Here is a 22,843-nt window from a genome sequence, read left to right on the forward strand (position 1 = left end):
GTCACACTGGAGTGCCCGTCTTTGCCGGAATGGACAACTCGTATGGCGCCTTCGCTGCGGACCGTGGTGCGACGGACAGGGCTGCGGCCGCTGGCCGGCACCTTGGACTCGGTCGTGCGCTGGGTGGCCGTCAGCGAGCTGGAGGATCCGACACCCTACCTGGAGGGCGACGAGCTCCTCCTGACCACGGGTATGCGCCTGGAAGGCGACTTTTCGCAATATGTCGCCCGCCTCGTGGCACGTGGCGTGGCCGGGCTCGCCCTCGGCGTCGGGCTCTCGCACGAAGAGGTGCCGCCCGCGCTGCTGGCGGCGGCCACGGCGGCCGGGTTGCCGCTGCTGGAGGTGCCGCGCGAGACGCCGTTCATCGCGGTCGGCAAGGCGGTCAGCGACCTGCTGGCCGCCGAGCAGTACGACGAGATCACCCGCGCCTTCGCCGCCCAGGGCCGCCTCACGCGGGCCGCCCTGCGGACCGAGGGCCCGTACGCGGTCATCGACCGGCTGGCCAAGGAGGTCGGTGGCTGGGCCGCGCTGCTGGACGAGCACGGCGAGGTACGCCACGCCACCCGCGCCGCCAAGGCCGAGGCGGCGGCCCGCGAACTGGCCCGGCTGCGCGGCGAGCACGGTGTCTGGCGGGGCGGCGGGGCCAACGGGCGGCCGCCCGCGAGCCTGGCGCTGTCCGGGCCGGACGAGCACGTCGTCCTGCAGCCGCTGGGCGGGGGGCCGAGGCCGCGCGGGTTCTTCGTGGTCGGGGCGTCCCGGGCGTTCTCGCCCGTCACGCAGACGGTCATCAACGCGGCCGGATCGCTGCTCACGCTGGCCGTCGAGCAGGGCGGCGCCCAGCGGGAGGCCGAGCGCCGGGTGCGCTCGGCCGTACTGGGGCTCCTGCTGGACGGAGGTAAGGGGGAGGGGCGCGCGGGGCCGGCCTGTGTGGAGCGGGCGCGCGCGGTGCTGGCGCCGCTCGGCGGGCGGCTGCCGGAGGAACCGGTGGTCGTGCTGGCGGTGGCGGGCGACGCGCTCGACGCGGTGGAGCCGCACGCCTTCACCGCCCACGTCCCTGAAACCGCCCACGTCCCTGAAACCGCCCGCTTTCCCGAAGCCGCCCGCATTCCCGAAGCCGCCCGCACTAACGAAGCCGCCCGCACTAACGAAGCCGCCCGCACTAACGAAGCCGCCCGCCTCCCTGATGCCGCTCCGCTCGGGTTGCCGGTCGTGGTGCTGGTGGCCGCGGCGGAGGCCGAGAAGGTGGCCGCGCTCGCCGAGGGGACCGTCGGGATGAGCGCGCCCAGCGCGTACGGTGAGCTGCCCGGCGCGCTCGACCAGGCCCGGCGGGCGTTCGAGAGCGGCCGTGACGGCCTCGTCAGGTTCGCCGACCTCGCCGGCCAGGGCCTGCTCACCCTGCTCGACCCCGCCGCCGCCCAGGCGTTCGCGGCGGCGATGCTCGCGCCCCTCGCCAGGTACGGCTCGCGGGCCGACCTGGTCGAGTCGCTGCGCGCCTACATCGGCAGCAATGGCCACTGGGACGCGGCGGCCCAGCGGCTCGGCATCCACCGCCACACGCTCCGCTACCGCATGAAGCGGGTCACCGAACTGCTGGGCAGGGACCTGGACGATCCCGGAGTGCGTGCCGAGCTCTGGATCGCGCTGGCGGCTACTTCTTCTGCCTGTCCACCAGGTAGCAGCAGATCGTCGCCGTCGTGACCGCCTCGTAGGTGCGGCCGTCGCGCAGGTGACCGGCCCGCTCCAGGCTGATCGCGCCCTGGGCGGCGGCCCACAGCGCGTCGGCGATCTTGCGGGGCTGGGTCGGGACGAGGTACCCGGCGGAGATGCAGTCGGCGATCACCCGGTCGAGGATGTTGAGCGCCGCGCGGGCCAATGTCCTGGCCCGCTCGCTGGGTTCGAAACCGGGGATCGCCCGCTCGAACATCAAGCTGTAGTAGCCGGGCTCGGCCAGACACGCCTGACGGTAGGCGGGGCCGAGCGCGGTGAGGTTCTCGAGGGCGTCCCGCCGCTGCGGGACCGCGTCCAGAAAGCGCCGGAAACGCTCGAATCCCTCCAGGTAGAGGGCCTCCGCCAGCCCTTCCCTGTTGCCGAACATCGTGTAGATGACCGTCGTCGTGCAGCCGGCCTCCGTGGCGATCCTGCGCATGGTCAAGCTCTCGGGGCCGTCGCTGAGCAGCAGGTTGACCGCGACGTCGAGAAGCCGGGAACGCAGTTCGTCATGGGTGGCCCGCTCACCGAGCAAGTAGGCGCCTTGGAGCCCGAGAGGCGCCGAGGAGGTCATGGGGCCACGCCTTTCTGCGTCGGGGGCCCGCCGCGCTGAGGACCCGCACACGATGACTTAGCCAGCCGGGAGAAAGTTCAAACCGCCCTGCATGGTAAACATCCCGAATTAGGTCTACTTCTGTTACATCCTGGGTAGGCAAGGGAGGTTGTACTTAACGGTGAGGTCTGGTGGGGGTCTTGTGCACGGTGGTGTACGTCCCCGATCGTGGCCTTGGCATAACGTCGAGAACATGGACGTGCGTACCTTCTGGCTCGCGGGCCGGCCAGCCACCGGCGACTCCCAGCTCACCGTGACCAATCCCCACGACGGTCGCGACGTCGGCCGCTATTCCGTGCCGACCGACGCCCAGGTCGAGGAGGCCGTCGCGGCCGCCCACGCGGTCGCCGGACAGGCCGCCGCGCTCCCCGCGCACGTACGCGCCGAGGCGCTGGCCCATGTCTCGCGCCGCATCGCCGAGCGGGCCGATGAGATCGCCCACCTGATCACCGCCGAGAACGGCAAGCCGATCTTCTGGGCTCGTGGCGAGGTCACCCGCGCGATCGCCACCTTCCGCTTCGCCGCCGAGGAGACCCGCCGCTGGTCGGGCGGTGTGCAGCGGCTCGACACCGAGCCCGCCGCCGCCGGGCGCCTGGCGTACGTCTCCCGTCTGCCGTACGGGCCGGTGCTCGCGATCACGCCGTTCAACTTCCCGCTGAACCTGGTCGCTCACAAGGTCGCGCCCGCCATCGCCGTCGGCGCGCCCATCATCGTCAAGCCGGCGCCGGCCACGCCGCTCACCTCGCTCCTGCTCGGCGAGCTCCTGGCCGAGACCGACCTGCCCGCCGGGATGTTCTCCGTGCTGCCGGTCGAGAACGAGCGCGCCTCCGTTCTGGTGGAGGATCCCAGGCTGCCGGTGGTGTCGTTCACCGGCTCCGCGCCGGTCGGCTACGCGATCGCCGATCAGATCCCGCGCAAGCACGTGACGCTCGAACTCGGCGGCAACGCCGCGGCCGTCGTGCTGAGCGACGCCGACCTCGACTGGGCGGCCCAGCGCGTCGCGCTGTTCTCCAACTACCAGGCCGGTCAGAGCTGCATCGCCGTGCAGCGGGTGATCGTCGAGCAGCCCGTCTACGACGCCTTCGTCGAGCGCCTGCTCCCGGCCGTCGGCGGGCTCGTGACCGGCGATCCGGCCGACGAGAAGACGCAGGTCGGACCGCTGGTCTCGGTCCACGCCGCCGAACGCGTCGAGCAGTGGGTCCAGGAGGCGGTCGACGGGGGCGCCCGCGTGCTCGCGGGCGGCGCCCGCGAGGGCGCCACGTACGCGCCCACCGTCCTGGCCGACGTGCCCTCCGACGCCAAGGTCCTGCGCGAGGAGGTCTTCGGGCCGGTCATGGTCCTGCAGCCGGCCGCGAACATCGACGAGGCGTACGCGATGGTCAACGACTCCAGGTACGGCCTCCAGGCCGGAGTGTTCACGCGGTCGCTGGACGCGGCCTTCCGGGCCAACCGGGAGCTGGAGGTGGGTGGCGTGATCATCGGCGACGTGCCGTCGTACCGGGCCGACCAGATGCCGTACGGCGGCGTGAAGGACTCCGGCGTCGGCCGCGAGGGTCTGCACTCGGCGATGCAGGACTACACCTACGAGAAGGTCATGGTGCTGACTGGCCTGTCGCTCTAGCTACGCCCGCTGGGCCGTGTCGAACAGGGCCTTGGCGGCGTCGCCGAAGTACGGGCCGTACATGGTGCGCTGGTCGTCGCTGTACTTGAAGCTGCTCAGCGACGTGATCTCGCCGGTGCCCGTGGCGGGGTCGAAGCCCGACAGCCACGGGCCGCCGCTGGAGCCGGCCGTCATGTCGCAGCCCAGGCCCTGGTCGCGGGTCTGCTCGTAGGGGTCGCCGCGCAGGCGGCCCGCGCAGTAGACCAGGTGCTCGCCGTCGTAGGGCGGGTCGGCCGGGAAGCCGAAGCCGAACGTCTGGCCGCCGCGCGCGCCGTTGAAGGCGATCTGCTGGCCGCCGACCACGTCGGTGACGTGCTGGCTCTCCGCGGTCGTCAGGGCCACCATGCCCACGTCGTAGCTGTCGTCGGCGGAGTGCGCCCACGGGCCGGTGACGAACATGCGGCGGGCGGCGTACTGGCCGTAGGGGTGGCCGCCGCCGTCGCGGTAGCCGGGCACGAACTGCCAGTTGGCCGCCCACTCGCCGGTGCCGTCCTTGACGCAGTGGCCGGCGGTGACCACGAGGTCCCTGCTCGCGCTCTTGACCGTGCTCGCCGAGCACACGAAGTCGATGCCGCTGACGGTCAGGAAGACGCGGCCGGTGGTGCGGGTCACCGCGCCGCCGGTCAGCCAGCGGGAGCCGGACGTGGTGGTCAGGGGCCGGGCCGACTGGAGGCGGGGGACGGGGATCCTGGCCTTCTCGCTCTCGCGGGTCACTTTCTCGCCGGTCAGGCCGGGTGCGGCGGCGATCCCCGTCTTCTTGGCGAGGCCGCCCAGCAGGCCGTCACGCTTGGTCACGATGCCGAGCATGTCGATCGGCAGGGCGTCGGCCATCCGGGCCGGGGTCCAGTAGTCGAGCACGCGCCGCTGCTCGGCGGGGCTGCGGGCGGCCACGTGCTCGACCACCTCCGTCCGCTTGGCCGTGTGCACGACCTGCTTGGCGACGCGATGGGCGGGGTCATGGTGCTGGGCGGGCATGGCGCCGATGAGCGCGGGGCCCATCAGCCCCGTGACGAGCGGTACGGCTGTCAGCAAGGGGATGCTCAGGCTCATGACCCCCGAGTCTGCACCACAAGATGTGTTCTTGTGACTACTTTCGGTGAACGGCTTCAGGGGGCGTTGGTGCTCTGGGCGGCTTGGTAGACGGCTTGGGCCTCTGACCCGAAATAAGGGCCGAACATCCATTTAGCGGCGAAGTTGTATTTGAAGCTGTTGACGGAGTTTTGCGTGCCGAGGCCGGTCGTTTCATTGAAATTCTGGAACCATGGACCGCCGCTCGAACCACCAGTCATGTCGCAGGTCAAACCCTGATCCTTGGACATCAGGAAATCGTCGAACGCGCGGCCGCTGCAGTAGGTCAGCTTCGAGCCGTCGTACGGGGCCGCCGCCGGGTAGCCGAAGGCGTACATCTGCTGGCGCCGCGCCTGGTTGAACGCCACGCCCTGGCCGCCCACGACGTCGGTCAGCGCCTTGCCCTGCAGCGGCGCCACCACGGCGGCGGCGACATCGAAGTCGATGTCCTCGCCGGCGTTCCACTGCGGGGTGGTCAGCAGCCTGGTGGCCGCCCAGGTGCCGTTCGGGCGGCTGCCGTTGTCGTATCCGGGGACGAACACCCAGTTGGTGTGGAAGGCGCCGCCCATCTTGACGCAGTGGCCCGCGGTGAGTACCACGCTCTTGTTGGCGCTGGTCACGGCCGAGCCGGAGCAAGAGGCGTTGCGTCCCTGGTAGGTGAAGAAGACGCGGCCGGTCGTCTTCGTGATCGCGCCGCCGCGCGTCCAGGCCGAGCCGCCGCTGTTGGCGGCCTGTGCGACATTGCCCGGCGCGCTGGTGGGCGGGATCGTGGTGGGCTCGCCGGGGGCGCTCATGGCCGGCTTGGCCTGCTTCTTGGGCGCGGGGGCGTCGAGCGGCTGGGCCGCCTCCATCTTCTGCGGGGTCCAGTACCGCAGGACGGTCTGCTGCTCGGAGGTGGAGTCGGCGGCCGCCTTCTGGGCGGGCTTGGGCCCCGACTGGGCCTGCGCCAGCCCGGCCGGGAGCAGGGCGCCCCCGGCGGTGAGGGTGAGGATGGAAAGCAGAGCGACTCTGCGGTGCATTACGTACCTCCCGAAATCCCGGATCTGAGGTTGGAAGGTAGCGGCCCCAATATCCCGATTTCTCAGGATTTGCTCATACGGATATGGGGATATTTGGGCGTTAATGTACTGGAATATCTGGAGTCACAGGCGTTGCCATATTCAGGGACGAGGGAGCCGCGTGCCGGGTCGCTTCCGGCAGCGGGGACAATGGACGGGTGCACGCAGACACCCTCCGCTCCGTCGTCGTCCTCGGGTCCACCGGCTCGGTCGGCACCCAGGCACTAGATGTCATCGGCACCGATCCGGGCAGGTTCAGGGTCGCCGGGCTCGCGGCCGGTGGCGGGAAGGTCGAGCTGCTGGCCGAGCAGGCGGCCGAGCACGGCGCCGAGGTGGTGGCCGTGGCCGATGCCGACGCCGTACCGGCGCTGAAGGAGGCGCTCGCGGCGCGCGGCGCGAGCCCGGTGGTGCTCGCGGGCCCCGAAGGGGTCGCGGAGGCGGCGGCGTGGCCGTGCGACACGGTGCTCAACGGCATCACCGGCGCGCTCGGCCTGACCTCCACGCTGGTCGCGCTGAAGGCGGGCCGGACACTCGCCCTGGCCAACAAGGAGTCACTGATCATCGGCGGGCCGCTGGTCAAGCGGCTGGCCGCGCCGGGGCAGATCCTGCCCGTCGACTCCGAGCACTCGGCCGTCCAGCAGTGCCTGTGGGCCAGTGGTCCCGACGGTCACCGGCCCGAGGCGGTCAAGCGGCTGGTCATCACCGCGAGCGGCGGGCCGTTCAGGGGGCGCAAGCGCGCCGACCTGTTCGACGTCACGCCTGAGATGGCCCTCGCGCACCCCACCTGGTCCATGGGTCCCATGATCACCATCAACTCGGCCACCCTGGTCAACAAGGGCCTGGAGGTCATTGAGGCGCACCTGCTGTTCGACATCGGCTTCGACCGGATCGAGGTCGTGGTGCACCCTCAGTCGATCATCCACTCCATGGTCGAGTACATCGACGGCTCCACCATCGCCCAGGCCAGCCCGCCCGACATGCGGCTGCCCATCGCGCTCGCGCTCGGCCACCCCGAGCGGATCGCGGGCGCCGCGGCCCCCATCGACTGGACCCGGTCCCAGGAGTGGACCTTCGAGCCGCTCGACGACGATGCCTTCCCCGCCGTCGCGCTGGCCAGGCATGTCGGCACCGAGGGCGGCACCGCGCCCGCCGTCTACAACGCGGCCAACGAGGCATGCCTGGAGGCGTTCATCGGTGGCGGGCTGCGGTTCCCGGCTATCGTCGACACGGTCGCCAAGGTCGTCGAAGAGCACCGGGTGACCCCGGCGGACTCGGTCGAGGAGGTGCTCGCCGCCGACGCCTGGGCTCGCACCCGCGCGAGCGAGTTCGTACGGGGCGCGGCCGGCGGATGAGACCTGGGACGGAGCTCACAGCCCGGCAGTCCCACGGGCTACCTACACTGGATACCGTTACCGAAACTCAAGGGTTGAAATGTCTTCTGTAGCACTCGGCATCCCCACGGTCCGTCCCAAGCCGCTCGCCCAACGCCGGCACTCCCGCCAGATCATGGTCGGCGGCGTCCCGGTCGGTGGCGACGCGCCGGTCTCCGTGCAGTCGATGACCACCACGGTGACCGCCGACATCAACGCCACCTTGCAGCAGATCGCCGAGCTGACCGCCTCGGGTTGCCAGATCGTGCGGGTGGCCGTGCCGTCGCAGGACGACGCCGACGCGCTGCCCGTCATCGCCCGCAAGTCACAGATTCCGGTCATCGCCGACATTCACTTCCAGCCGAAGTACGTGTTCGCGGCCATCGAGGCGGGCTGCGCGGCGGTGCGCGTCAACCCCGGCAACATCAAGAAATTTGATGACAAGGTGGGCGAGATCGCGCGGGCCGCGGCCGATCACGGCGTGCCGATCCGCATCGGCGTCAACGCCGGCTCGCTCGACCCCCGGTTGCTGCAGAAGTACGGCAAGGCGACCCCGGAGGCGCTGACCGAGTCGGCGCTGTGGGAGTGCTCGCTGTTCGAGGAGCACGGGTTCCGCGACATCAAGATCTCGGTCAAGCACAACGACCCCGTCGTCATGATCAACGCGTACCGGCTGCTGGCCGCCCAGTGCGACTACCCGCTGCACCTGGGCGTGACCGAGGCCGGTCCGGCCTTCCAGGGCACCATCAAGTCGGCGGTCGCGTTCGGCGCGCTGCTGGCGGAGGGCATCGGCGACACCATCCGCGTCTCGCTGTCGGCGCCGCCGGTCGAGGAGGTCAAGGTCGGCACGCAGATCCTGGAGTCGCTCGGGCTGCGGGAGCGCGGGCTGGAGATCGTCTCGTGCCCGTCGTGCGGGCGGGCGCAGGTCGACGTCTACACGCTGGCGGAGCAGGTGCAGGCGGGGCTCGAGGGGCTGAAGGTGCCGCTGCGGGTGGCCGTGATGGGCTGTGTCGTCAACGGGCCGGGGGAGGCCCGCGAGGCCGACCTGGGCGTGGCCTCGGGCAACGGCAAGGGGCAGATCTTCGTCAAGGGCGAGGTCGTGAAGACGGTCCCGGAGTCGCAGATCGTTGAGACCCTGATCGACGAGGCCCTGCGCATCGCCGACTCGATGGGCATCGCACTCGACGGCGAGCCTGAGGTTGTCGTCGGCTGATTTAAAACTCATATTTTTTACGGCTCAGCCCGGTCGGCCCCAGACGCCGACCGGGCTGAGCTCTGTCCAGGGGCACGCTCCTCCGGTGGAGGTGGCGCGCCGCCGTGACGTGCGCACTCTTGGCCAGTGGCGGGGCAAACCGGGCACCCCGGCCGCCCGGGAGTGGATTACGGCGGGCAATTGGGCGATTACAGAATGGTAAGCGTTCTTCCATACCCAGCGTCATGACTCGGTTACTCAGAGACCATCGGTCTGCCAATCGAATGGGAGGCCGTGTGAAGCGGGTCGTAAGAGTGATCGTCGGGATGGCGATGCTGGTGCCGGTGGTCGGGGGAGCGAGCAGCGCCGTGGCCGCCGGGCGCGCCCTGAGTTCGGGACTGGACTGGGGGGCCTGTCCAGTAGCGTCGTCATCATCGAAGACGGAGACGGACGAGGCCGATTCTGGGACGGTCATCAGACGGTCCGCGCCTCGGGTGAGCGGGGTCGAGTGCGCCTCCGTGCGGGTGCCGCTCGACTACAACGAGCCGACAGGGCAGTCGATCACGCTGGCGCTCAACCGGATCAAGGCCAAAGTGTCGCGCGACGGCGGCGACTATCTGGGCCCGCTGCTGGTCAACCCCGGCGGGCCGGGCGCCTCGGGCCGGTCGCTGGCCGAGTACGTGTCGGCGACGCTCTCGCAGAAGGCCGCCGACCGTTACGACATCATCGGCTTCGACCCGCGCGGCGTGGGCAACAGCGAGCCCGCCATGCACTGCGTCGACCCCGCCGTCTACTACGCCCCGCCCAGGCCCGACGCGGTGCCGCGCGATGAGGCAGACGAGAAGGTGCTGCTCGGCAGGGCCAGCGAATACGCCAGCCGATGCGGCGACCTGTACGCCTGGCTGCTGCCCCACCTCACCACCGAGAACACCGCCCGCGACATGGACAGCATCCGCGCGGCCCTCGGCGAGTCGCAGATCAGCTTCCTCGGCTATTCCTACGGCACCTACATCGGCGCCGTCTACGCCACGCTCTTCCCCGACCGGGTCAAGCACCTCGTCCTGGACAGCACGGTCGACCCGGACGGCGTCTGGTACAAGGCCAACCTGGCCCAGGACCGGGCCTTCGAGCGCAGGCACCGCGCCTTCCTGGCCTGGACCGCCAAGAACAACGCCGTCTACAAGCTCGGCGGCTCACTCACCCAGACCTCGTTCGCCTGGTACGCGATGCGCTCCAGGCTGCACGACCGCCCGGCCGCCGGGGTGGTCGGCCCGAGCGAGCTCGACGACACGTTCACCGTGGCCGGCTACAGCGACCGGATCTGGCCCGACCTGGCCGCCGCCTGGTCCAGGTACGTGCGGCAGGGCGACGGGAAGGCCCTGGTCGACGTCTACAACAAGTACGGCAAGCCGGACGCCGACGAGGAGAACGGCTACGCCATCTACCTGAGCGTGCAGTGCCGCGACGCCCAGTGGCCCAGGTCCTGGGACAAGTGGCGGACGGACATGACCCGGGTGTACCGGCAGGCGCCGTTCCTCACCTGGTCCAACGCCTGGTACAACGCCCCGTGCGCGTTCTGGTCCGTGCCGGGCGGCACTCCGATCAAGATCAACGCGTCCAAGCGGCTGCCTCCGATCCTGATGATCCAGTCGAAGGACGACGCCGCGACGCCGTACCAGGGCGCCCTGAACATGCGCAAACTGTTCCCGAGCGCCCGCATGGTCGTCGACGCGGGCGGCAACCACGGGTCTTCGCTGTCGGGGAACCAGTGTGTGGACCGCCACCTGGTCGCGTACCTGGTCGACGGCACGGTGCCGCGGCACACCGCCAACTGTGACAAGCTGCCGGCGCCCAAGCCCACGGCCCATATGGCGGCCGTTAGTCCTCTTGGTCACGAAAGGCGCACCGAGCTCCTCACCAGATGAGCTATTCGGTGGTCGTTCGCGTAGTCTGACCATGTGATGCTGCGTACATCGGCGTCGCGTGTGCTCGATGACAGCGACCGGGACGAAGCCCTTGCCTTGCTCGACTTCGATCCGGTCGCCAACGTCTTCGTCTCCTCCCGGGTGCGGACCGTCGGACTCAATCCGGCGCGGCTGGGCGGGCAGATGTGGGGCTTCGGGCCGCGCGGCGGGCTTGTCTCGCTCTGCTACGCGGGGGCAAACATGGTGCCGGTCAACGCCGGTCCCGAAGCCGTGCACGCCTTCGCCGACCGCGCCCGCAAGCAGGGCCGCCGCTGCTCGTCCATCGTGGGTCCCGCCGACGCGGTCTCGCTGCTGTGGGAACGCCTGGAGCCGTACTGGGGCCGGGCCCGCACGATCCGCTGGGCACAGCCGGTCATGGCCACCTCGCGCAGGTCGCCCGTGCCCGCCGACCCGCTGGTCCGGCGGGTCCGCCCGGACCAGTTCGAGACGCTGCTGCCGGCCTGCGTCTCGATGTTCACCGAGGAAGTGGGGGTCTCACCCAACCTCGGCGACGGCGGCGCCCTCTACCGGACCAGGGTTGCCGAGCTGATCCGCATCGGCAGGTCCTACGCGCGCATCGACGACGGCCGCGTGGTGTTCAAGGCCGAGGTCGGCGCGGTCACTCCCCATGCCTGCCAGATCCAGGGGGTGTGGGTCGACCCCGCGTTGCGCGGCCAGGGACACGCGGTGGCCGGGATGGCCGCGGTCGTGGACGCCGCCCTGGACTGCTTCGCCCCTGTGGTCTCGCTGTACGTCAACGACTTCAACCACTCGGCCCGGGCGGTCTACCGGAAGGTGGGCTTCCACGAGGTCGACACGTTCATGTCCGTCCTGTTCTAGCCATGATCCTGGTGATGGGGATCTGGGAGTCGCTGGTCAAGGTGTGACCGCGGGTGACGGTGACTCGGTCAGTGCAATGGCGCGTTCGCCCTTGCCGCCGCGGGACTCCTCGACGGCCGTGACCTCGGCGCGCATGTGGCCAACCAGCTCGCCCGCCGTCTGGTAGTCCCCGCCCGCCCGGCCGGGCGGGGAGCACGTTCGTGTTCGGGTTGGGGCTGCTATCCGCCGATGTGCGGTGCGCGCGCGGCGGCGGAGCCGTCCCGGATCACCTCGCCGGTGAGGTTGCCGTTGGCTCCCGAGCCCAGGAAGACGATGAGGTTGGCCACGTCGTCGGAGTGGGAGAGCCTGCGGGTGGGGGTGGCGGCGGCGAGGGCGTCGGTGACGAAAGCCGGGATGTCGGGGCGGCTGTCGGTCAGGGTGAAGCCCGGTGCCACGACGTTGACCAGGATCCCGTCCGGGCCGCCGTTCCAGGCCAGGCTACGGGCGAGCCCGTACAGGCCCGATTTGGCGGTGCCGTAGGGGCCCGGGCCGGGCAGGCCCTCCTCGGCGACGCTCGAGGAGATCAGCACGATACGGCCCCAGCCCTTGGCGCGCATGCTGGACAGGACCGCGCGGACCGTGGCCGCGGTTCCGATCAGGTTGGCGCCGATCATCGCGTCCCACTCCTGCAGCGGGGCGTCCTCGAAGCGAAGGCTGGGGTCGGGCGGGCCGTCGCCGCCCCAGCGCACGGCATTGGCGATGAGGACGTCGATACCTCCCCAGCGCTCTATGACGCTCGCGACAGCTTGGTCGATGGTGGGCAGGTCTTCGAGGTCGAGTCGGACGACGTGCGCCTGCCCGCCGGAGGACTCCACGTCAGCGGCCACCTTCTCGGCGCTGTCGGGGTTGTTGCGGTAGGTGATCGCCACCCGGGCGCCTTCGCGCCCGAAGGCGCGGGCGGTCGCGGCTCCGATGCCGGTCGACGCGCCGGTGATCAGGACCACGCGGCCGTTGAGATCTGTGTTCATGATGCGATTTCCTCTCGAGTCAGGTTGCGGACGGGATCTCGGCGCGGGCTCGGGTCGCCAGGGCGTGCACCGCGTCGAGCGCCGCGGCATGGGAGGCCTCGTGCTGGTCGCGGAACTGGGCGAGGAAGGGCATGACCGTGGCATGCGTGAGCTCGGCATGGACGAACTCCACGTCGTCCAGCCCGAGCACGGAGAAGTAGGCGCGCAGGTAGGGCTCCTGGAAGTCGAACTGCTCGCGGGGCATGCCCGGCCCATAGCCCCCGCCGCGCGCGCTCAGCACCACGGCCGACTTGCCCTTGAGCGGCAGCCAGGGCAGGGTCACGCGGTCGATCCACGCCTTGAGCGCGGCGGGCACCGTGAAGTTGTACATCGGCACGCCCAGCAGCAGGACGTCGGCCGCGAGGAGCTGTTCCACCAGCGGACGGGTGGCCGCCCAGCTCCTGGCCAGTTCGGGGGCGGTCGCGGCCACCTTGTCCATGGCCTCGATGTCGCGTACCCCGTTCACGGATGACTGGGTGGCGAGGTGGACCCGGTTCTCGTCGATGGGTGGCACCGGGTCCGCCACGAGGTCGCGGTAGGTGTAGATGCCGTCGGGATGGGTGGCCCGCCACCCGGTCACGAAGGTCCTGCCGAGCCTGCGCGAGAACGAGTCGCTGCGTCCGCTGGCGTCCAGATGCAGGAGATGCGTCACAAAATTGCCTCACATTCAAGATGGTCTGGAATCCCAATCAATATAGAGCAAGATAGTTGCAAGTCAAGAACATATGAGTTTGGTATTATGCTGGGCATGGCCAACGCTCCCGCCCCGGAAGGCTCGCCCGGCAGCTGGTTGCACCAGGACCTGCACTGGCTGTTCGCGCGGCTCAAGCAGGGTCTGGCCACAGCCGAGAGCGCGGCCGTACGTGAGCACGGCATGACCCTGTGGGGCTACACGGTCTTGATGGCCATCGTTGAAGCCCCTGCCAGCTCCCAGCTCGCTCTCGCCCAGGCCGTATCGGTCGACAAGAGCAAGCTGGTCCTTATCCTCGACGAACTGGAAAGCGCTGGCCTGGTGCGCCGCCGGCCGGACCCCGCCGACCGCAGGGCCCGCATCATCGAGGTCACCACCGAAGGCAGCCACGCCCTCAAAGCCGCCCGCGCCGCCATAGAGGCGATCGAGGACCGGCTCTTGGCCGACCTCGCCCCCTCGGCGCGGAACTCTCTGCAGAGCGCGCTACAACATCTCGTCGGCGAGCCCATCGCGAGGGTCGAGGACGGACGGCCACACGAAACCGCCTGCGCCCCCGACCCAGCCTGACCGTGGCCGGAGCCCATTCTCGACGCCGCACTCCCGAAATCCGGTGAGGCACGGATATCGGTCCGGTGTACCTTGCTGGTGCGGCCGTCTGGGGTCAGGGCTGTCTGGGGTCAGGGCTGTCTGGGGTCAGGGCTGTCTGGGGTCAGGGCCGTCTGGGGTCAGGGCCGAACCAGTTTGTCGAAGAGTCTGGCCAGCTCGGTGTCCGGGTCGGCGGTGAGACCGGCGTGGACCGGCCCGGTCTGCACGATCGTGCTGCGCGGTGCCGTCAGCCAGCGGAACCTGCCGCCGAGCGACTCCTTGGCCAGTGGTCCGGCCTCCTCGCCGCAGGCCAGCTCGTAGGCACTGAGCGCCTGTCGTACACCGTCGATGTCCACCGCCGGGTCGAGGGCGCGCAGCCGGGTCGCGTCGAGATCGACCCGCGCGCAGAGGTAGTCGCGCGGCTGGCAGTAGAGCAGCACGCCCGCGTTGATCAGCTCGCCGCGCTCGACGCGCGGCATCACGCGGATCACCGCGTACTCGTAGACGTCCCTGCTCATCGGTCGCCTCCCCGCCAGAACTCGCCGACGGAGGCCGGGCCCGTGGGTTCGCCGACCGGGGTGGCGGGCGGTCTCAGCCACTCGTACGGTGCCCGCGCGCGCTGGAGCAGGTGGTCGACATAGGCGTCGCGGACGGCCTGCGCCGAGTCGAAGCCGGGTTCGTCGTCGAGCCATTCGTCGGGCACCAGCGCGGTGACGGTTTCCAGGAGCTCGGGAGTGATCTTCGCGGACAGCTCGGCCGCTGCGGCCTCAAGGTGAGTCGCGAACGGCGCCAGCACATGGTCTCCCACGTCGAACGGCCGTCGCGGGTCGGCGGTCCGCCAGTTGTGGTGGAACCAGAGCGCAGCGCCATGGTCGATCAGCCAGATGTCGCGGTGCCAGACGAGCAGGTTGGGGTTGCGCCAGCTGCGGTCGACGTTGTGGATCAGGCCGTCGAACCAGACCACCCGCGAGGCGAACATCCGGTCGGGCGTCCACGTCAGCGGCTCGAACCCGAGGGAGCCGGGCAGGAAGTCGATCGCCAGGTTGAGGCCGGTGCTCGCCTTGAGCAGGTCCTGCACCTCCTCGTCGGGCTCCCGGATGGCGATCTGCGGGTCGAGGTCGATCAGCTTGATCTCGGGAGTACGGAGTCCGAGCCGCCTGGCCAGCTCGCCCGAGATGATCTCCGCCACGAGCACGCGGCGGCCCTGGCCCGCTCCCCGGAACTTCACCACGTAGGTGCCGAGATCATCCGCCTCGACCACGCCCGGCAACGATCCGCCCTCGCGCAACGGCGTCACATAACGGGTCGCCGCGATCTTATCCAGCACGACACGAGGCTATCGCCCGATCAGAGCACTTCCGCCTCCCGCCGTCACACGCGCCGGATGGTGCGGCGGATCAGGAGCGGGCCCGGATGGCGAACAGGATGATGCGGCGGATCAGGCCGCTGCCGAGGCGGATGACGATCCAGTAGCGGAGGAATGCGCGGCGGGCGTCGGGGCTGGTGGCGAGCACCCTGGTCTCGGTGACCAGGCGGATGCGCCCCGGCCCCGCGTCGTCCAGCAGAAAGCTGAACGTCCCTTTGGCGTAACCGGGCCGGTCGAAGGCGCGAAAGTCGTCCTCGTCGCCGATCGCCGGGGCGTGCTCGGCGCGGCCCAGACGCCACCACTGCCCGATCGTTCCCAGGACGATCTCCCGCATCGGGTCCACGGCCAGCAGCGTGAAGGGGGGCGCTTCCTGCTTCGGCCGGTCACCGGAGGAGCGGGAGAACAGGCGCCGGATGGCGAACAACGGCTTGGCCAGGCGGATGTCCCGCGAGTCCAGGTGGATGAGTGCCTGCCAGACGCGGTCACGGGAGGCGTTGATCACGATCGAGTGCAGTTCCGCCGCGTCCGGGCGGGGGATGAAGTCGTCTACCAGCGTCGGCATGGGGGGCTCCTCGTGCACGGGGCCTGCTCGCGGCCTCCATACGGTTGCGTATGGAGGCGACTATACGCCGCCGTATGGCAGGCTGTCGGAGCGGGACGGTGTCCGTCGGCGGGGTGCGGTCGAGCGAGGGGAGGTGTGGGGTGGCTGAGCGAGGGAAACGTGCGGTGGCGGAGCGGTTGGGGCCCGACGACTGGGCGAGGGCCGCGCTGGCGGCGCTCGCGGAGGGTGGCCTGGGCGCTGTCGCGGTGGAGCCCGTCGCGGTACGGCTCGGCGTCTCGAAGGGCAGCTTCTACTGGCACTTCGCCAACCGCCGGGCACTGGTCGAGGCGGCCCTGGCGCACTGGGAGGCCGGGACCGAGCGGGTCATCGCCCGGCTGGAGTCGCTCGACGAGCCCGTGGCGCGCATGCGGACCCTGCTGGACCTGGCCTTCGGTGACGCGGAGAACGCGGCGATCTCGTTCCGGCTGATCAGCGAGGTGGACGATCCGCTGGTCGGCGAGGTGGTGCGGCGGGTGAGCCGACGCCGCCTGGACTTCATGCAGGACGTACTGCGGGAGCTCGGCCAGCCGGAGGAGGAGGCGCGCAGGCGGGTGCTGGCGGCTTACAGCGGTTACCTCGGGCTGGCCGCCCTCGTGCGCATCGGGGCGGTCGACGAGGTGCCGGGGTCCCTGGTCGACCTGGCCATGGCCGAGCTGGGCCTGCCCCCGGCCGTAGTGAGCGGACTGCTCCCGGCCGACCCTGTGGCTGTTCCCCGGGCGGATGCGACCAGGTGGAAGCCGCCATGGTCATGACGTTGGTGATCGGCCGACGAGATCGTCTTGGTTGTCGGCGGCCCACTGTGCGAGGTGCGCGAGGGGCCCATTGGTGAACGATTCCCCCAGCGTGGAGAGCCGGTAGACCGCGCCTGTGTGCATCGACGCTTGATCGGCGCTGCTGCCTCTCACGACGAGCCCGCGTGCCAGGAGACGATCTAGCGCCTGAGCCAGCACCTTGTCGCTGACTCCCGCGATCCTCGTGAGCAGGTCCTTGCGTCGCGTTGGCCCCAGGCGCAGCGCCGAGAGCACGACAGGATCCCAAGCGTGGCTGATAAGTTCGGCCGCCGCGCGCACCTGGCAGTCGGAGATGAATGTCTGGCAGGACCCCTTGAGCACGAAACCCAGTATCGCCTCGCTCTCCTACCAAATGGTAGGAGTTCCATCCGTAGCGTCCCAAGAGCACAGCTTCGAGACAGAGGAGATCGCTGTGAACATAGGAATCTTGGGGACCGGAAACCTGGCCGTGACGCTTGGCCGGGCCTGGGCTCCGGCCGGTCACTCGCTGCTGGTGACAGGGCGCAACTCCCTGCACGCCAAGGCGGCCGCCGACCAGATCGGCCCTCCGGCGAAGGCTGTCGATCCCACGGACCTCGCAACCCGGGTCGACGCGCTCGTGGTTGCGGTCCCATGGGAAGGGCTGGAGGCGGCGCTATCTCTCGTCGGCGCCCCCGAGGGGTCACTGGCCGGCAAGGCCGTAATCGACTGCACCAACCCCGTCGACTACACAACCTGTGAGCTGAAGCCGACATCCGGCTCGGCAGCGGCGCTCGTGGCGCACACCGCTCCCGGGGCGCACGTGGTGAAAGCGCTCCACCTGTTCGCGGGAGCCTCGTGGCCGTACGTGGGTCCGCAGGAGTCAGCACCGGTCGTGGCGATCTGCGGCGACGACTCGGGTGCTCTCGATCGCGCTGCGGCGCTTATCCAAGATCTTGGTGCCCGGCCCGCGGTGGTCGGTGGACTCAACTGCGCCCGGCAGCTGGAGGAGGCCGCCGGATTCGTCATGAGGGTCGTCGCGGCGGGTCACAACCCGAGGCTCGCCGTTCCCGATGTGGATCCGGCACTCCTTCGAGCAGCACAGACGACGGTCGGCTAAGCCGGCAGACCACCGGAGAGGGTCGTGACCTCGACCTCGCGGCCCTCTCGTTCACCCCTGATGCCCCCACCGCGACTCACCCGTTTCGGAGATCTCCAGCAGGCCGGGCCTTGCTTTCACAGACAGCCGGCCGCGGCAGGGGTCACATCTTCGCGATGACCTCCTCCGCGAAGCGTTCCATGGTGGCGATCTTGAGCTCCAGGGTGCCCTCGCCGTACCGCTGCTTCTCCTCAGGGGTGGCCAGCCACCACGGGGCGGCCATCGTCCCGGTGACGCCCTTGGCGGCGAAGTGCCGGTACGTGTCGGCGTCCGGCAGCACCGCCAGCGGGGCGATGATCTCGAACGGCCCGGTCCTGCCGTTCTCGTCCAGCAACCGTCGTAAGGAGTCGAGCACGGTGTCGAGCTGCTCCTCCGTGTAGATGCGGTTGCCGATCCAGCCGTCGCCCAGCTTGGCCGCCCGGCGCAGCGCCGCCTCGCTGTCGCCGCCCACCATGACCGGGATCGGCTCGGCGGGGGTGGGTGAGATGGACAGCTCGGGCAGGCCGTCGATCGTGACGGTACCGCCGGTCCAGAGGTCCCGGAGCACCGGGATCATCTCGTTGAGCCGCCGTCCACGCGTGTGGAAGTCCTGGCCGGTGGCGGCGAACTCCTCCGCGCACCACCCGACGCCCACCCCGAACGTGACGCGGTCCCGCGACAGCACCGCCGCCGTGGACACCTGCTTGGCCACGGTGAACAGGTCGCGCGCCGGGGCGATGTAGACGTTGGGGGCGAAGCGCAGCGTGGTGGTCACCGCGGACATCGCGCCGATCGTCACCCACACGTCCGGCCAGTGTGTCTCGGCGGTCCAGCGCGGCCGGCCGGACTTGGAATAGGGGTACGGCGTCGCGAAGTCGGCGTAGAAGAGGTGGTCCGACAGGGTGAGCGTGTCGAACCCACACCTTTCAGCCGTCCTGGCCAGCTCCAGGAACTGGTCGGTGTCCGCGAATGAGGCTCCCAGCCAGAATCTCACTGGAACTCCGGAATGACCTTGGTGGCGAACATCTCCAGGTTCCGCTTGACCGTGTCGAGCGGCAGCACGCCCTGCTGTCCCTGCATGTAGAGGCCGAACCACTCCAGGTCGGGCATCCGGTCGAGCATCCGCTGGATGCCGCGCTTGACGTCGTCGGGGGTGCCGAACAGCGCCATCTCGACGTCGTTCATGCGCTTGGCGTCGCCCTTCTCGGGGGAGATGGGCTTGTGCTTCTCGTCCTCCTTCTTCCGCAGCACCTCCAGGTAGCCGAACGGGCCGAAGAAGGCGGCGAAGTCCTTGGGGATGCTCCGGCCGAAGGTGTTGATCGCCTCCTCGGTCGTGTCCGCGATACCGACGATCTTGAGGATGCCGGTGTGCTCGCCCAGCTTGTAGTCACGGCCCTGCCGGGCGGACTCCTCCTGGTAGAGCTTGGCCTTGGCGGCGTGGTCGTCGGGGTTCGGGGTGAACATCCACGGCAGGATGTTCTCCTGCGCGGCCCTGATGACCGAGCGGTCGGAGATCGTGAACGGCTGCCACAGCTCGGGATGCGGGTTCTGGTACGGCCGCGGGCAGACCGAGACGGCCTGCACCTTGTCGTCGTCCGAGATCTCACCCGGGGCGCCGAACGTCTTGGTCCACTCCAAGGCGGGCCAGCCCTCGATGCCGTCGAACGGATAGGGCACCTCGTAGTCAAGTACGTCGGACTTGTAGCGGATGGTCTCCTGGGTCCAGGCCATCTTCATGATCTTCAGCACCTCGCCGAAGACGTCGAAGTTCCGCGTGTCGGAGGCCGAGCCGTCGGAGCGGGCGGCCGCCGCGTGCCAGCGCTGGCCCAGTACGTTCATCCACCGGTTCTGGTAGCCCCTGGCCACGCCCAGCCGGAGCCGTCCCTTGCAGAACTGGTCGAGCAGCGCCACGTCCTCCGCCGCCCGGATGGGGTCCCAGGCCGGCAGCACCATGCCGAGCGGGGCGAGCAGGATGCGTTCGGTCCTGGCCGCGAGGTCGGTGAGGAACATCAGGGGATTGACCGAGAACTCCATGCCTTCCGAGTGGAAGTGGTGCTCGGTCATCATCAGCGCGTCGAAGCCGATCTGGTCGGCGTGGACGGCTATCTCCCGTACCTCGTGCAGCAGCTTCTGGTACGACTCCGTGTCACGTCCGATGGGCCGCTTGGCCTTGGCGTTCTCCTCGGCCGCGTATCCGGAGCCCGGAATCTGGGGATTCAGGAAGATGGAAAACTTCACCGGGAGACCTCTTTCCGCGGGGCGCTTCTCTGACCGGCAAGCTACTCTAGAAATCTTAGCCGAGCAATCGCTTGGTTGACGTCAAGGAGAGACGTATGCGGCTTGGTGTCACCATGTTCACCACGGATCTGGGCATGCCGGTCGTGGATCTGGCCAAGGCGGCCGAGGAACGCGGGTTCCACTCGCTCTACGTACCGGAGCACACCCATATCCCCATCTCGCGGCGCACACCGCACCCGATGGGGATGGACGAACTGCCCGACGAGTACAAGCGGGTGCTGGACCCGCTCGTCGCGCTGTCGTTCGCCGCCGCCGTCACCGAGCGGCTGGTCGTCGGCACCGGCATCCTGCTCGCCGCCCAGCGCGACCCCATCGTGACCGCCAAGGCGATCGCCACCCTCGACCAGCTCTCCGGCGGGCGCGTGGTGGTCGGCGTCGGCTTCGGCTGGAACGTGGAGGAGATCGAGAACCACGGCGTGCCGTACGACCAGCGGCGCGAGGTCGCGCGGGCCAACGTCCTGGCGATGCGGAAGCTGTGGCGGGACGAGGTGGCCGAGTTCGAGGGGTTCGAGCCGTCGTGGTCGTGGCCCAAGCCGATCTCCGAGCCGCCCGTCTACATCGGCGGCGCGGCGGGCCCGAAGCTGTTCGCGCACGTCGCCGAGTGGGCCGACGGCTGGATCCCGATCGGCGGCAAGGGGATCAAGGCCGCGCTGCCCGCCCTGCGCGATGCCTGCGACAAGGCCGGGCGGCCGATGGCCAAGGTCATCCCCTTCGGGACGTTGCCGACCAGGGAGAAGCTCGACTACTACGCCGAACTGGGCATCGAGGAGTCGGTGGCCAGCCTGCCCAGCGGATCGGCCGACGAGATCCTGCCGCTGCTCGACCAGTACGCCCGGCTCATCTGAATCGCGGCGCGGAAACCCGATCCTTCAGGGGCGGGAGGAAGCGCCAGGAGGTCACCAGGCACGTCACCCCGGGGTTGCGGTCAGGGAGAGGTCGTCCACGGTCACCGTGACGGGGGTGTCGGTGGCCGTACGGGACAAGTAGGTCAGGACGCCGGCCCCACCCGGGACCTGGAGCCCGGAGGTCGCGTCCGTGACGGAGAGCAGCCAGTCCGGCTCGGGCGCGCCGATGGCCCAGACCTTGCCGCGGATCGTGGTCGGCGACGTGCCGGTGACCTGGACGCGTACCCGCATCGCGATGCCCGCGCCCGCGGTCAGCCCGGGGACCCGCAGCGGCTGTGCGAGGTCGATCTCACTGCGGCCCGCCTCGGAGCGGATCAGCTGGAACAGGACCTTGCCGGTGGGCCGCAGGCTCACGTGCGCCCGGTACCCCCCGACTGTCGGGATCCTGCGTCCCACGGCGGACACGTAGATCCCGCCGCCGGTGGGGGGCTTGTCGCAGGCGAAGGTGAAGCCGAGGTCGGTTCTGGTCTCCTTCACTCCGTCCAGGTACACGCTGGAGCCGGCTCCGGGGGGCATCGTGATCCGGCCCTTCTTGCCGTCCACCGAGTAGCCGCTCGCCGGAACGCCGACCGACCAGTGACGCTCCCCGTCGTCCGTCGTACCGAATCCGGTGCTGACCGTGCGCCCGAACGTGTCGGACACCCGCAGCCCCCCGCCCGGGACCGCCGACACACCCGGACTCGCCGACCCGCTGGGCGAGACCTCCCGTGAGCCCGACGGTGCGGCCGATGAGGGCTCGGCGGAGGTGGGGGCGGAAGCGTCGGGATGTGAGGCGGCCGAGGAGCGCGGCTCACCGGTACCTGAAGACGCCTGAGACCCCGTCCCGCCGACCGGCCGCAACCAGGCGAGCGCCCCCACCACGACCACGACCAGCGCCGCCGCCACGGCGAGCGCGGCACGGCGGCCCCGCCCAGTGGTCCACCCCATGAGCACCGGAGCCCGCGAGGAGGGCGGGGCGGCCGGCTCCCCGGTCGGTCCCGCGGTGCCCTCACGGCCAGCCGGTCCCGTGGTGCCCCCACGACCGGTGGGTTCCGCGGTGCCCCCACGACCGGCCGCCCCGGCAAGATCCCGACCGCCGGTCGCGGCCGACGTTCCCCGATCGTCGGCCGGTTCGGCGGCGAGGCGGCTGCCCAGGCTGGTGAGCTCCACGATCGACCGGCCGCGGCCACCGGAGACCGGGTCGATCAGGTGGGACAGCAGCTCGCCCGCCGCCGGCCGGTGCGAAGGATCCTTCTCCAAGGCGGCGGCGATCGAGTCGCGCAACGGCGGCGGGACCGCTGACAGATCCGGTTCGTGGGTGACGATGCGGTTCAGCACGTCCGCGATGCTCGCGGCGGCGAACGGGGAGGTGCCGGTGGCGGCGAAGACCATGGTGCCCGCCCAGGCGAAGACGTCCGAGGCGGGTGCGGCGGGGGCGCCGCTCAGTTGTTCGGGCGCGAGGTAGGCAGGGGTGCCGATGAGTCCGCTGGTCATGGTCGTGACACCGTCCGCTCGGGCGATGCCGAAGTCGACCACCCGGGGACCGTCCGGGCCGAGCAGCACGTTGCTCGGTTTGAAGTCGCGGTGCACGACGTCGGCCGCGTGGATGGCGGCCAGGGCCGTCGTGGTGCCGACGGCCAGCCGTTCCAGCTCGCCGCCGTGCAGGGGGCCGTGCTCGTGCACCCGTTCCGCCAGCGTCGGCCCGTCCACGAACTCGCTCACCACGTACGGCCGCGGCCCGTCCGGCACGGCCGTGAGCACGCGTGCGGTGCAGAAAGGCGCCACGCTCTCCACCGCGGCCAGCTCGCGGGCCAGACGGGCGCGGGCCTCGGCGTCGGCCCTGATCAGCACCTTCACCGCCACCCGCTGCCCAACTGGATCGCGGGCCAGGTAGACGATCCCCTGGCCGCCCTCACCGAGCCGGCCCAGCAGCTCGAAATCACCCAGACGTGGAGGATCCTCAGGGGCCAGAGGGGCAAGCATGCTCCATACGGTACTGATCCGCTCGACCAA

The 22,843-nt window shown here is 70.1% G+C and carries 22 protein-coding genes; 10 read left to right on the forward strand and 12 right to left on the reverse strand.

The window, feature by feature from the left end; genetic code table 11:
* Positions 1–42: 42 nt before the first annotated feature.
* Positions 43–1,698 (forward strand): PucR family transcriptional regulator, encoded by a 1,656-nt coding sequence (locus ACGFJ2_RS41540; protein ID WP_393477907.1) that lies wholly within the window; start codon positions 43–45, stop codon positions 1,696–1,698.
* Here the strand turns inward: ACGFJ2_RS41540 and ACGFJ2_RS41545 are convergent.
* On the reverse strand, positions 1,649–2,281 hold the full coding sequence (locus tag ACGFJ2_RS41545) for a TetR/AcrR family transcriptional regulator (RefSeq protein WP_357946438.1): 633 nt from the start codon (positions 2,279–2,281) through the stop codon (positions 1,649–1,651). The two genes, ACGFJ2_RS41540 and ACGFJ2_RS41545, sit on opposite strands and share 50 nt — an antisense overlap.
* A 232-nt stretch (positions 2,282–2,513) precedes the next feature.
* On the opposite strand from ACGFJ2_RS41545, the gene ACGFJ2_RS41550 reads away from it, so the two are divergent.
* The gene (locus tag ACGFJ2_RS41550; protein ID WP_393477910.1) at positions 2,514–3,941 is read left to right on the forward strand and encodes an aldehyde dehydrogenase family protein; all 1,428 of its coding nucleotides are present in this window, start codon (positions 2,514–2,516) and stop codon (positions 3,939–3,941) included.
* Here ACGFJ2_RS41550 and ACGFJ2_RS41555 read toward each other — a convergent pair whose 3' ends face one another.
* Positions 3,942–5,030, reverse strand: coding sequence for a trypsin-like serine peptidase (locus tag ACGFJ2_RS41555; RefSeq protein ID WP_393477912.1), 1,089 nt, complete (start codon positions 5,028–5,030; stop codon positions 3,942–3,944).
* 56 nt (positions 5,031–5,086) lie between these two features.
* Positions 5,087–6,067 carry a trypsin-like peptidase domain-containing protein gene (locus ACGFJ2_RS41560; RefSeq protein ID WP_393477915.1) on the reverse strand — a complete coding sequence of 327 codons (981 nt, stop codon included), beginning with the start codon at positions 6,065–6,067 and terminating at the stop codon, positions 5,087–5,089.
* Between the two features lie 197 nt (positions 6,068–6,264).
* Here ACGFJ2_RS41560 and dxr point away from each other — a divergent pair, with 197 nt between their 5' ends.
* The 4 genes from dxr to ACGFJ2_RS41580 all read left to right on the forward strand — a co-directional run bounded on the left by dxr (position 6,265) and on the right by ACGFJ2_RS41580 (position 11,472).
* Positions 6,265–7,458 (forward strand): 1-deoxy-D-xylulose-5-phosphate reductoisomerase, encoded by a 1,194-nt coding sequence (dxr, locus tag ACGFJ2_RS41565; RefSeq protein ID WP_393477917.1) that lies wholly within the window; start codon positions 6,265–6,267, stop codon positions 7,456–7,458.
* 79 nt (positions 7,459–7,537) lie between these two features.
* Positions 7,538–8,689 carry a flavodoxin-dependent (E)-4-hydroxy-3-methylbut-2-enyl-diphosphate synthase gene (gene ispG / locus ACGFJ2_RS41570; RefSeq protein ID WP_357946451.1) on the forward strand — a complete coding sequence of 384 codons (1,152 nt, stop codon included), beginning with the start codon at positions 7,538–7,540 and terminating at the stop codon, positions 8,687–8,689.
* 275 nt (positions 8,690–8,964) lie between these two features.
* The gene (locus ACGFJ2_RS41575; RefSeq protein ID WP_393477920.1) at positions 8,965–10,593 is read left to right on the forward strand and encodes an alpha/beta hydrolase; all 1,629 of its coding nucleotides are present in this window, start codon (positions 8,965–8,967) and stop codon (positions 10,591–10,593) included.
* A gap of 36 nt (positions 10,594–10,629) precedes the next feature.
* Complete coding sequence (locus tag ACGFJ2_RS41580; RefSeq protein WP_357948106.1) at positions 10,630–11,472, forward strand: GNAT family N-acetyltransferase; 843 nt, start codon at positions 10,630–10,632, stop codon at positions 11,470–11,472.
* 218 nt (positions 11,473–11,690) lie between these two features.
* Here ACGFJ2_RS41580 and ACGFJ2_RS41585 read toward each other — a convergent pair whose 3' ends face one another.
* Both ACGFJ2_RS41585 and ACGFJ2_RS41590 read right to left on the reverse strand, forming a co-directional pair.
* Positions 11,691–12,479: an SDR family NAD(P)-dependent oxidoreductase gene (locus ACGFJ2_RS41585; protein ID WP_393477922.1), complete on the reverse strand. Its 789-nt coding sequence runs from the start codon at positions 12,477–12,479 to the stop codon at positions 11,691–11,693.
* Between the two features lie 19 nt (positions 12,480–12,498).
* Positions 12,499–13,170: an FMN-dependent NADH-azoreductase gene (locus tag ACGFJ2_RS41590; RefSeq protein ID WP_393477925.1), complete on the reverse strand. Its 672-nt coding sequence runs from the start codon at positions 13,168–13,170 to the stop codon at positions 12,499–12,501.
* A 96-nt stretch (positions 13,171–13,266) separates the two neighbouring features.
* Between ACGFJ2_RS41590 and ACGFJ2_RS41595 the strand changes: the two genes are divergently transcribed.
* On the forward strand, positions 13,267–13,776 hold the full coding sequence (locus tag ACGFJ2_RS41595) for a MarR family winged helix-turn-helix transcriptional regulator (protein WP_393477927.1): 510 nt from the start codon (positions 13,267–13,269) through the stop codon (positions 13,774–13,776).
* Between the two features lie 158 nt (positions 13,777–13,934).
* On the opposite strand, the gene ACGFJ2_RS41600 is transcribed toward ACGFJ2_RS41595, so the two are convergent.
* The 3 genes from ACGFJ2_RS41600 to ACGFJ2_RS41610 all read right to left on the reverse strand — a co-directional run bounded on the left by ACGFJ2_RS41600 (position 13,935) and on the right by ACGFJ2_RS41610 (position 15,722).
* The gene (locus ACGFJ2_RS41600) at positions 13,935–14,312 is read right to left on the reverse strand and encodes a DUF3037 domain-containing protein (RefSeq protein ID WP_393477930.1); all 378 of its coding nucleotides are present in this window, start codon (positions 14,310–14,312) and stop codon (positions 13,935–13,937) included.
* Positions 14,309–15,121 (reverse strand): HipA family kinase, encoded by an 813-nt coding sequence (locus ACGFJ2_RS41605; protein WP_358174710.1) that lies wholly within the window; start codon positions 15,119–15,121, stop codon positions 14,309–14,311. The genes ACGFJ2_RS41600 and ACGFJ2_RS41605 overlap by 4 nt, the downstream gene beginning before the upstream one ends.
* A gap of 70 nt (positions 15,122–15,191) precedes the next feature.
* Complete coding sequence (locus ACGFJ2_RS41610; RefSeq protein ID WP_358174708.1) at positions 15,192–15,722, reverse strand: hypothetical protein; 531 nt, start codon at positions 15,720–15,722, stop codon at positions 15,192–15,194.
* 164 nt (positions 15,723–15,886) lie between these two features.
* Here ACGFJ2_RS41610 and ACGFJ2_RS41615 point away from each other — a divergent pair, with 164 nt between their 5' ends.
* Positions 15,887–16,513 (forward strand): TetR/AcrR family transcriptional regulator, encoded by a 627-nt coding sequence (locus ACGFJ2_RS41615; protein ID WP_393477933.1) that lies wholly within the window; start codon positions 15,887–15,889, stop codon positions 16,511–16,513.
* Here the strand turns inward: ACGFJ2_RS41615 and ACGFJ2_RS41620 are convergent.
* The gene (locus tag ACGFJ2_RS41620) at positions 16,508–16,873 is read right to left on the reverse strand and encodes a winged helix-turn-helix transcriptional regulator (protein ID WP_393477936.1); all 366 of its coding nucleotides are present in this window, start codon (positions 16,871–16,873) and stop codon (positions 16,508–16,510) included. The genes ACGFJ2_RS41615 and ACGFJ2_RS41620 overlap by 6 nt on opposite strands.
* A gap of 91 nt (positions 16,874–16,964) precedes the next feature.
* On the opposite strand from ACGFJ2_RS41620, the gene ACGFJ2_RS41625 reads away from it, so the two are divergent.
* Positions 16,965–17,630, forward strand: a complete 666-nt coding sequence (locus ACGFJ2_RS41625) for an NADPH-dependent F420 reductase (protein ID WP_393477938.1) — start codon at positions 16,965–16,967, stop codon at positions 17,628–17,630.
* Between the two features lie 142 nt (positions 17,631–17,772).
* On the opposite strand, the gene ACGFJ2_RS41630 is transcribed toward ACGFJ2_RS41625, so the two are convergent.
* Together ACGFJ2_RS41630 and ACGFJ2_RS41635 are read right to left on the reverse strand one after the other, a co-directional pair.
* A complete protein-coding gene (locus ACGFJ2_RS41630) occupies positions 17,773–18,642 on the reverse strand; it encodes a TIGR03619 family F420-dependent LLM class oxidoreductase (protein WP_357946479.1) in 870 nt (289 codons plus the stop codon).
* Positions 18,639–19,886, reverse strand: coding sequence for an LLM class flavin-dependent oxidoreductase (locus ACGFJ2_RS41635; protein WP_357946481.1), 1,248 nt, complete (start codon positions 19,884–19,886; stop codon positions 18,639–18,641). Before ACGFJ2_RS41635 ends, ACGFJ2_RS41630 begins: the two co-directional genes overlap by 4 nt.
* Before the next feature lie 95 nt (positions 19,887–19,981).
* Here ACGFJ2_RS41635 and ACGFJ2_RS41640 point away from each other — a divergent pair, with 95 nt between their 5' ends.
* Entirely contained in the window at positions 19,982–20,791 is an 810-nt protein-coding gene (locus tag ACGFJ2_RS41640) for a TIGR03619 family F420-dependent LLM class oxidoreductase (protein WP_393477941.1), read from the forward strand.
* 63 nt (positions 20,792–20,854) lie between these two features.
* Here the strand turns inward: ACGFJ2_RS41640 and ACGFJ2_RS41645 are convergent, their stop codons facing one another.
* Positions 20,855–22,813: a protein kinase gene (locus ACGFJ2_RS41645; RefSeq protein ID WP_393477944.1), complete on the reverse strand. Its 1,959-nt coding sequence runs from the start codon at positions 22,811–22,813 to the stop codon at positions 20,855–20,857.
* Positions 22,814–22,843: the final 30 nt, after the last annotated feature.

Source organism: Nonomuraea sp. NPDC049028 (assembly GCF_043197735.1).
GTDB lineage: Bacteria > Actinomycetota > Actinomycetes > Streptosporangiales > Streptosporangiaceae > Nonomuraea.

Coding starts and splice junctions, on each gene's coding strand:
- ACGFJ2_RS41555 (WP_393477912.1), bottom strand. CDS start 5,030: ATGAGCCTGAGCATCCCCTTGCTGACAGCCGTACCGCTCGTCACGGGG.
- ACGFJ2_RS41580 (WP_357948106.1), top strand. CDS start 10,630: ATGCTGCGTACATCGGCGTCGCGTGTGCTCGATGACAGCGACCGGGAC.
- ACGFJ2_RS41595 (WP_393477927.1), top strand. CDS start 13,267: ATGGCCAACGCTCCCGCCCCGGAAGGCTCGCCCGGCAGCTGGTTGCAC.
- ACGFJ2_RS41545 (WP_357946438.1), bottom strand. CDS start 2,281: ATGACCTCCTCGGCGCCTCTCGGGCTCCAAGGCGCCTACTTGCTCGGT.
- ACGFJ2_RS41540 (WP_393477907.1), top strand. CDS start 43: ATGGCGCCTTCGCTGCGGACCGTGGTGCGACGGACAGGGCTGCGGCCG.
- ispG (WP_357946451.1), top strand. CDS start 7,538: ATGTCTTCTGTAGCACTCGGCATCCCCACGGTCCGTCCCAAGCCGCTC.
- ACGFJ2_RS41560 (WP_393477915.1), bottom strand. CDS start 6,067: ATGCACCGCAGAGTCGCTCTGCTTTCCATCCTCACCCTCACCGCCGGG.
- ACGFJ2_RS41610 (WP_358174708.1), bottom strand. CDS start 15,722: ATGCCGACGCTGGTAGACGACTTCATCCCCCGCCCGGACGCGGCGGAA.
- ACGFJ2_RS41585 (WP_393477922.1), bottom strand. CDS start 12,479: ATGAACACAGATCTCAACGGCCGCGTGGTCCTGATCACCGGCGCGTCG.
- ACGFJ2_RS41645 (WP_393477944.1), bottom strand. CDS start 22,813: ATGCTTGCCCCTCTGGCCCCTGAGGATCCTCCACGTCTGGGTGATTTC.
- ACGFJ2_RS41640 (WP_393477941.1), top strand. CDS start 19,982: ATGCGGCTTGGTGTCACCATGTTCACCACGGATCTGGGCATGCCGGTC.
- ACGFJ2_RS41550 (WP_393477910.1), top strand. CDS start 2,514: ATGGACGTGCGTACCTTCTGGCTCGCGGGCCGGCCAGCCACCGGCGAC.
- ACGFJ2_RS41600 (WP_393477930.1), bottom strand. CDS start 14,312: ATGAGCAGGGACGTCTACGAGTACGCGGTGATCCGCGTGATGCCGCGC.